This is a genomic window from Citrobacter sp. HN-141 (assembly GCF_033341895.1).
GTDB lineage: Bacteria > Pseudomonadota > Gammaproteobacteria > Enterobacterales > Enterobacteriaceae > Citrobacter.
Window position 1 is genome coordinate 156,430 of sequence record NZ_JAWPBF010000012.1, and the last position, 6,629, is coordinate 163,058.

The following is a 6,629-nucleotide window of genomic DNA, read 5'->3' on the forward strand; positions in this document are numbered from 1 at the left end:
GGACGCCTTTTTACATGATGATGAGTTCTTTATTTATTAATAAGATAGACATTTAATTCTGCTAAAACATTGCAGAAAAAACTTTCAGGCGCGCCCATTTTATCCATTATTTTTACAATCCACATGAATTGAGATTATTCCTCATGTCAGTCTTTTTTTAAGCAGTGGTAAAATAGCGGTCGAGTTCGCAGATGGCTGAGCGTTTGTCTTTGCTCAATTAGCGAAACGCTTATTTTTGAGGTAACACCATGAAAAGATTAATACCCGTTGCACTGCTTACCGCATTACTGGCTGGCTGTGCACACGATTCCCCTTGCGTGCCTGTCTATGACGATCAAGGGCGTCTGGTTCATACCAACACCTGTATGAAAGGTACCACACAGGATAACTGGGAAACTGCAGGCGCGATAGCCGGTGGTGCAGCCGCAGTTGCCGGCTTGACGCTTGGGATAGTTGCCTTGACGAAATAAATAATCATAAAAGCGCGGCCGTTGCCGCGCTTTTATCCATAATGATTAAATCTTTATATAAGACAAAACGTTGGTTCATAGCATCGCTCATAAAATAAAATTATTATAGATTCGCTTCACATATCCATGATCTCAAATTAGCATTTTCTCTATTCTTCGTTATAACGCTCATCCCTTTCATTATTCTCACGCTACGGATATTCACGCCCGAAATTGTTATCTTGCGTCCTGTCTGAAATTTAAATATTTTGCGCTGAAATGTGGCTTACGCTTCAATTTTGCACCACTTCGGGGCGCTGCATTTATTTTTTCCTGTCTACACTCTGCATATTGCGCCGAATAATCGTGCGCAAAAACCTGGCACTACCTTTGCTTAGAAGAGTATGGCCAAAGCCACAGACAGGTAAAAGACGTTTGTAGAACGTTTCCATAACAATAATTCCTCCACACAGGATGCTCTATGAAAAAGATGATAATAGCCAGCCTGGCTGCGGCCGGCGTGCTGCTTGCGGTTGCAAATCAGGCACATGCCGGCGCAACTCTCGATGCCGTAAAGAAAAAGGGTTTTGTGCAATGTGGTATCAGTGATGGCCTGCCTGGTTTTTCTTACGCTGATGCAAGCGGTAAATTCTCTGGTATTGATGTCGATGTATGTCGTGGCGTTGCCGCTGCCGTATTTGGTGATGACAGCAAAGTAAAATATACCCCACTCACCGCCAAAGAGCGCTTCACCGCGTTACAGTCTGGTGAGGTCGATATGCTTTCCCGTAATACCACATGGACTTCCTCTCGTGATGCGGGGATGGGCATGTCTTTTACTGGCGTAACCTATTACGACGGCATTGGTTTTCTCACCCATAATAAAGCGGGTCTGAAGAGCGCTAAAGAACTGGATGGCGCTACGGTTTGTATTCAGGCAGGAACAGATACTGAACTGAATGTGGCCGACTACTTTAAAGCCAACAACATGAAGTATACCCCTGTCACCTTTGACCGTTCTGATGAGTCCGCTAAAGCGCTGGAATCAGGGCGCTGCGATACGCTTGCTTCCGACCAGTCTCAGTTGTACGCCCTGCGGATCAAACTGAGCAACCCCGCAGAATGGATTGTACTGCCAGAAGTTATTTCTAAAGAACCACTGGGGCCAGTCGTGCGTCGTGGTGACGACGAGTGGTTCTCGATTGTTCGCTGGACGTTGTTCGCTATGCTGAACGCCGAAGAGATGGGTGTTAACTCGAAAAATGTTGACGAAAAAGCGGCAAATCCGGCAACACCGGATATGGCGCACCTGTTAGGTAAAGAGGGGGACTATGGCAAGGATCTGAAACTTGATAACAAATGGGCTTACAACATTATCAAGCAGGTAGGTAACTACTCGGAGATCTTTGAACGTAACGTTGGATCGGAAAGCCCGCTGAAGATCAAGCGTGGACAGAACAACCTCTGGAATAACGGTGGCATTCAGTATGCACCACCCGTGCGCTAATGCGCAGTGATGCAACGAGCGCCGCAACTGCGGCGCTCAGCCCAGAGTCATAGTTACCGAGGTTTTCTTATGTCCCATCGCAGCTCAAACGTAAAAGGATCGTTATCCTTTTCTAACCCTGCGGTCCGCGCCTGGTTATTTCAAATACTCGCTGTGATTGCAGTCGTTAGCATTGCGGTCTATCTCATTCATAACACTATTAATAACCTGAGCAGTCGCGGTATTACCTCGGGCTTTTCTTTTCTCGAACGCAGTGCCGGATTTGGTATCGTTCAGCATCTGATTGATTACGAGCAAGGCGATACATATGGCCGCGTCTTTATCGTCGGTCTGCTTAATACACTGTTAGTCTCCGCATTGTGCATTGTTTTCGCATCATTTCTCGGCTTTTTTCTCGGACTGGCACGGCTGTCGGATAACTGGTTACTGCGAAAGCTCTCTACGATTTATATCGAAACGTTCCGCAATATCCCGCCATTGCTGCAGATCTTCTTTTGGTATTTTGCCGTATTACGGAATTTGCCCGGACCGCGGCAGGCTGTTAGTACCCTGGATCTGGTCTTTCTGAGCAATCGTGGGCTCTACATTCCGGCACCACAGATGGGAGAAGGACTGATTACCTTCTGTGCCGCAATCGTGATTGCCGTCATCATCACCATTGGATTATTTCGCTTCAACAAAATGCACCAGACCAAAACAGGCCAGTTACGCCGAACATGGCCAACAGCCCTGGTGCTAATCGTGTTCCTACCGATGATTTCACATTGGATTTTCGGTGCGGCGCTGCACTGGGATATCCCTGAACTGCGCGGGTTTAACTTCCGTGGCGGTATGGTGCTTATTCCAGAATTGGCCGCCCTGACACTGGCGCTTTCTGTATACACCTCTGCATTTATTGCTGAAATTATCCGGGCGGGGATACAGGCAGTCCCTTATGGGCAGCATGAAGCGGCACGTTCTCTGGGCCTACCAAACCGGGTAACCCTGCGGCAGGTCATCATCCCACAGGCGTTGCGTGTCATTATTCCCCCACTGACGAGTCAGTATCTGAATATCGTCAAGAACTCCTCTCTCGCAGCCGCCATTGGCTACCCGGATATGGTGTCATTGTTTGCCGGAACCGTGCTCAATCAAACAGGGCAGGCCATCGAAACTATCGCCATCACCATGTCGGTTTACTTGATCATCAGCCTGAGTATTTCTCTGTTGATGAATATTTATAACCGCCGCATCGCACTGATTGAGCGCTAAGGAGCCATGATGACAAAAGCACTGCTGTCTCACCCCGTGCGCCCGAGCAGTAACCCGGTAAGTCGCATTCTATTTTGGGTACGTAAAAACCTGTTCTCTGGTTGGTCAAACAGCCTACTCACATTGCTATGCGTATGGCTTATTTGGTCGTTCCTTCCCCCGCTGTTGAACTGGGCATTCCTGCAGGCCAACTGGGTCGGTTCTACCCGGGCCGACTGTACCAAAGCAGGGGCTTGTTGGGTGTTCATCCATGAACGCTTTGGGCAATTCATGTATGGGCTGTATCCACACGATCAACGCTGGCGCGTCAATCTGGCCCTGATTATTGGTCTGCTTTCCATCATCCCGATGTTCTTGAAAACCATCCCCTATCGTGGCCGCTATATCGCCATCTGGGCGGTGGTGTATCCCCTTACCGTCTGGTGGCTGATGTACGGTGGTTTTCTCGGGATTGAGCGAGTAGAAACCCGGCAGTGGGGGGGATTAACACTGACTCTGATTATCGCCTCCGTGGGTATCGCGGGCGCGCTTCCATGGGGAATTTTACTGGCGTTAGGCCGCCGTTCTCATATGCCGATCGTGCGTGTTTTATCGGTCATTTTCATTGAGTTCTGGCGTGGTGTACCGCTTATAACCGTCCTGTTTATGTCCTCAGTCATGCTCCCGCTATTTATGTCGGAAGGTACAACTATCGACAAACTTATTCGGGCACTGGTTGGCGTCATTCTTTTCCAGTCAGCCTATGTTGCTGAAGTGGTACGCGGGGGATTACAGGCCTTACCAAAAGGGCAGTACGAAGCCGCTGAATCACTGACGCTCGGGTACTGGAAAACGCAGGGGCTGGTTATTCTTCCCCAGGCACTGAAGCTGGTCATTCCCGGTTTGGTCAATACCATCATCGCGCTATTCAAGGATACCAGCCTGGTCATCATCATCGGCCTGTTCGACCTCTTTAGCAGCGTCCAGCAAGCAACTGTCGACCCGGCCTGGTTGGGGATGTCGACAGAAGGATATGTTTTCGCTGCACTGATTTACTGGGTTTTCTGTTTCAGCATGTCGCGCTATAGCCAGCATCTGGAAAAACGTTTTAACACCGGGCGTACACCGCACTGAGGAATTTATGAGCCAAATAGTAATACCGTCCACTGACGCGATGATTACGCTGGAAAACGTCAACAAATGGTATGGGCAGTTTCATGTCCTGAAGAATATCAACCTGCAGGTAAAACAGGGAGAGCGTATCGTATTGTGCGGACCTTCTGGTTCCGGAAAATCGACGACTATCCGCTGTATTAACCATCTGGAAGAACATCAGCAAGGGCGTATTGTCGTGGATGGAATCGAGCTCAACGAAGATATCCGCAATATCGAACGTGTCAGACAGGAAGTTGGCATGGTCTTCCAGCACTTTAATCTCTTCCCTCATTTAACGGTTCTGCAAAACTGCACACTGGCCCCTATTTGGGTGCAAAAGATGCCGAAGAAAGAAGCCGAAGTGCTGGCAATGCACTACCTTGAGCGGGTCCGCATTGCTGAACATGCACATAAATATCCCGGGCAAATTTCCGGTGGCCAGCAACAGCGTGTCGCTATTGCGCGCTCGCTGTGCATGAAACCCAAAATCATGCTGTTTGACGAGCCCACGTCAGCGTTAGATCCCGAAATGGTAAAGGAAGTGCTGGATACGATGATTGGCCTGGCGCAATCGGGAATGACAATGCTGTGTGTAACACATGAAATGGGGTTCGCCCGCACGGTAGCGGATCGGGTGATCTTTATGGATCTTGGTGAGATTGTCGAACAGGCGCCTCCAGATGAATTTTTTGCCCACCCTAAATCCGAACGAACTCGTGCCTTTTTGTCACAGGTTATACATTAACGCCACGATTGCCTGCACATATCAGGCCGGCAGCAATGCCAACCTCGTGGGCCGGGTAAAGCGTTTGCGCATATCCGGCCTATTTTCCCTGATACGTTAAATGACTAGTCCTGATATAGGTTGACAGTTTTTTGTCTATAAAACGCCTGATGAACATCATCGGGCGTTTTGTATTTCAGGGCCAGATGTGGCCGTTCATGGTTATAAATGGCCACGGACTCTTTTACCATCATTCGGGCTTGTGCAAGATCCACCGGGCGGGAGAGTAAAAACTCATTTTTCAGTATCCCGTTTATTCTCTCAGCCAGCGCATTCTGGTAGCAGTCGTAACCATCGGTCATTGAACAGATTATTCCGTTTCGCTCATGAACTGACTGATAAAGTACCGAACAGTATTGCAGTCCTCTGTCAGAGTGATGTACCAGCAGACCTGTCGTTTTTCTCCGCCTCAGAGCCTGTCTGAACGCCTTTACCACGTTTTCTGTCTGCAGGTTTTCCCCGACATGGTAACCCACGATTTTTCTGGAGCAAGCATCGGTGACCAGACTCAGATAAGCCGTGCCGCTGCGTAGTGGAAGGTAAGTTATATCAGCGACCCAGACCTGCTCTGGCTCAAGGGCGGTAACCGGTTCAGGGCCGGGTTTCAGCAGATTAGGATGCCGGTAAAAGCGATGATGGCTGTTGGTTGTTTTGTGATATGCCCGTTTCACGGGGATCAGGAGCCGGTATTCACCCAGCAGGTTAAACAAACGGTCCCGCCCTATAGCCAGTGTTTTACCGGCCTGGGTGTTCAGCAGATAGTGCAGTTTACGCGTACCTATTCGCGGCTGACGGCACCGGGTACGTGCAACAAAATCAAGAACCTGAGCATGATGCTCCTGCCGTTTATTACATCTTGTGTTGTACTGGTACCACGCCTGTCTGCTGTGCCCCAGGAATTGACATGCACGCGTAACTGTTATTTTTGGGGCCTGACTTTGCGTGAGGACTTGCCGGGCCGCTTTTTTACAACACTCACCCCGTAATCATTTTTCAGGACGTTGATAACGGACTCAAAAAACTCAGCTTTCTGGTTTGCCAGCTCAAGCTGTTCTTCAAGTTCCCTGATTCTTTGCTCGGGTGTAAGCGGGACAGTCGTCTGAGCCACAGGCAGTTTCCTCTTCACCAGGTCAGGAAGTCCGGGACTCCAGTCAAGCCGGCCATATTTACGCAGCCAGACAAGTACGGTGGAGCGCCCCTGAATGCCATATCGCTGCTGGGCCTGTTTATAGGTCATCTCGCCTTTTTCGACCTGCTCAACGACGGCTATTTTAAAGGATAGAGGATAATCGCGTTGGGTGCGTTTGAACTCAGTCATCATCACGTTCTCCGGAATTAAATCTGGAACGTGTCAACGCTATTCAGGACGGGTCAAAAAACGCAAAAAGGCCCAGTCTTTCGACTGAGCCTTTTATTTTATTTGATGTCTGGCAGTTCCCTACTCTCGCATGGGGAGACCCCACACTACCATCGGCGCTACGGCGTTTCACTTCTGAGTTCGGCA

General features: G+C 49.2%; 6 protein-coding genes. 5 read left to right on the top strand and 1 reads right to left on the bottom strand.

All coding sequences use genetic code 11. The features are described 5' to 3' along the window. Positions 1–248 precede the first annotated feature (248 nt). The 5 genes from RYZ59_RS16085 to RYZ59_RS16105 all read left to right on the top strand — a co-directional run bounded on the left by RYZ59_RS16085 (position 249) and on the right by RYZ59_RS16105 (position 5,086). Positions 249–470, top strand: coding sequence for a membrane protein (locus RYZ59_RS16085; protein ID WP_048213468.1), 222 nt, complete (start codon positions 249–251; stop codon positions 468–470). Between the two features lie 460 nt (positions 471–930). After that, positions 931–1,956 carry an amino acid ABC transporter substrate-binding protein gene (locus tag RYZ59_RS16090; RefSeq protein WP_202037597.1) on the top strand — a complete coding sequence of 342 codons (1,026 nt, stop codon included), beginning with the start codon at positions 931–933 and terminating at the stop codon, positions 1,954–1,956. A gap of 69 nt (positions 1,957–2,025) precedes the next feature. Beyond that, entirely contained in the window at positions 2,026–3,207 is a 1,182-nt protein-coding gene (locus tag RYZ59_RS16095) for an amino acid ABC transporter permease (protein WP_318049206.1), read from the top strand. 9 nt (positions 3,208–3,216) lie between these two features. Next, a complete protein-coding gene (locus tag RYZ59_RS16100) occupies positions 3,217–4,320 on the top strand; it encodes an amino acid ABC transporter permease (RefSeq protein WP_318049368.1) in 1,104 nt (367 codons plus the stop codon). Positions 4,321–4,327: 7 nt separating this feature from the next. Next, entirely contained in the window at positions 4,328–5,086 is a 759-nt protein-coding gene (locus tag RYZ59_RS16105) for an amino acid ABC transporter ATP-binding protein (protein WP_137382473.1), read from the top strand. Positions 5,087–5,190: 104 nt separating this feature from the next. On the opposite strand, the gene RYZ59_RS16110 is transcribed toward RYZ59_RS16105, so the two are convergent. Then, positions 5,191–6,446, bottom strand: a protein-coding gene (locus RYZ59_RS16110; protein WP_318049204.1) for an IS3 family transposase whose coding sequence is annotated in 2 segments (ribosomal slippage) — positions 5,191–6,095 and positions 6,095–6,446 — 1,257 coding nt in all. Because the reading frame shifts where the segments join, the coding sequence is not laid out codon by codon here. Positions 6,447–6,629: the final 183 nt, after the last annotated feature.

What these genes read in the sequence shown, in the direction of transcription:
- RYZ59_RS16095 (WP_318049206.1), top strand. Translation starts at nt 2,026, where the DNA reads ATGTCCCATCGCAGCTCAAACGTAAAAGGATCGTTATCCTTTTCTAAC.
- RYZ59_RS16085 (WP_048213468.1), top strand. Translation starts at nt 249, where the DNA reads ATGAAAAGATTAATACCCGTTGCACTGCTTACCGCATTACTGGCTGGC.
- RYZ59_RS16105 (WP_137382473.1), top strand. Translation starts at nt 4,328, where the DNA reads ATGAGCCAAATAGTAATACCGTCCACTGACGCGATGATTACGCTGGAA.
- RYZ59_RS16100 (WP_318049368.1), top strand. Translation starts at nt 3,217, where the DNA reads ATGACAAAAGCACTGCTGTCTCACCCCGTGCGCCCGAGCAGTAACCCG.
- RYZ59_RS16090 (WP_202037597.1), top strand. Translation starts at nt 931, where the DNA reads ATGAAAAAGATGATAATAGCCAGCCTGGCTGCGGCCGGCGTGCTGCTT.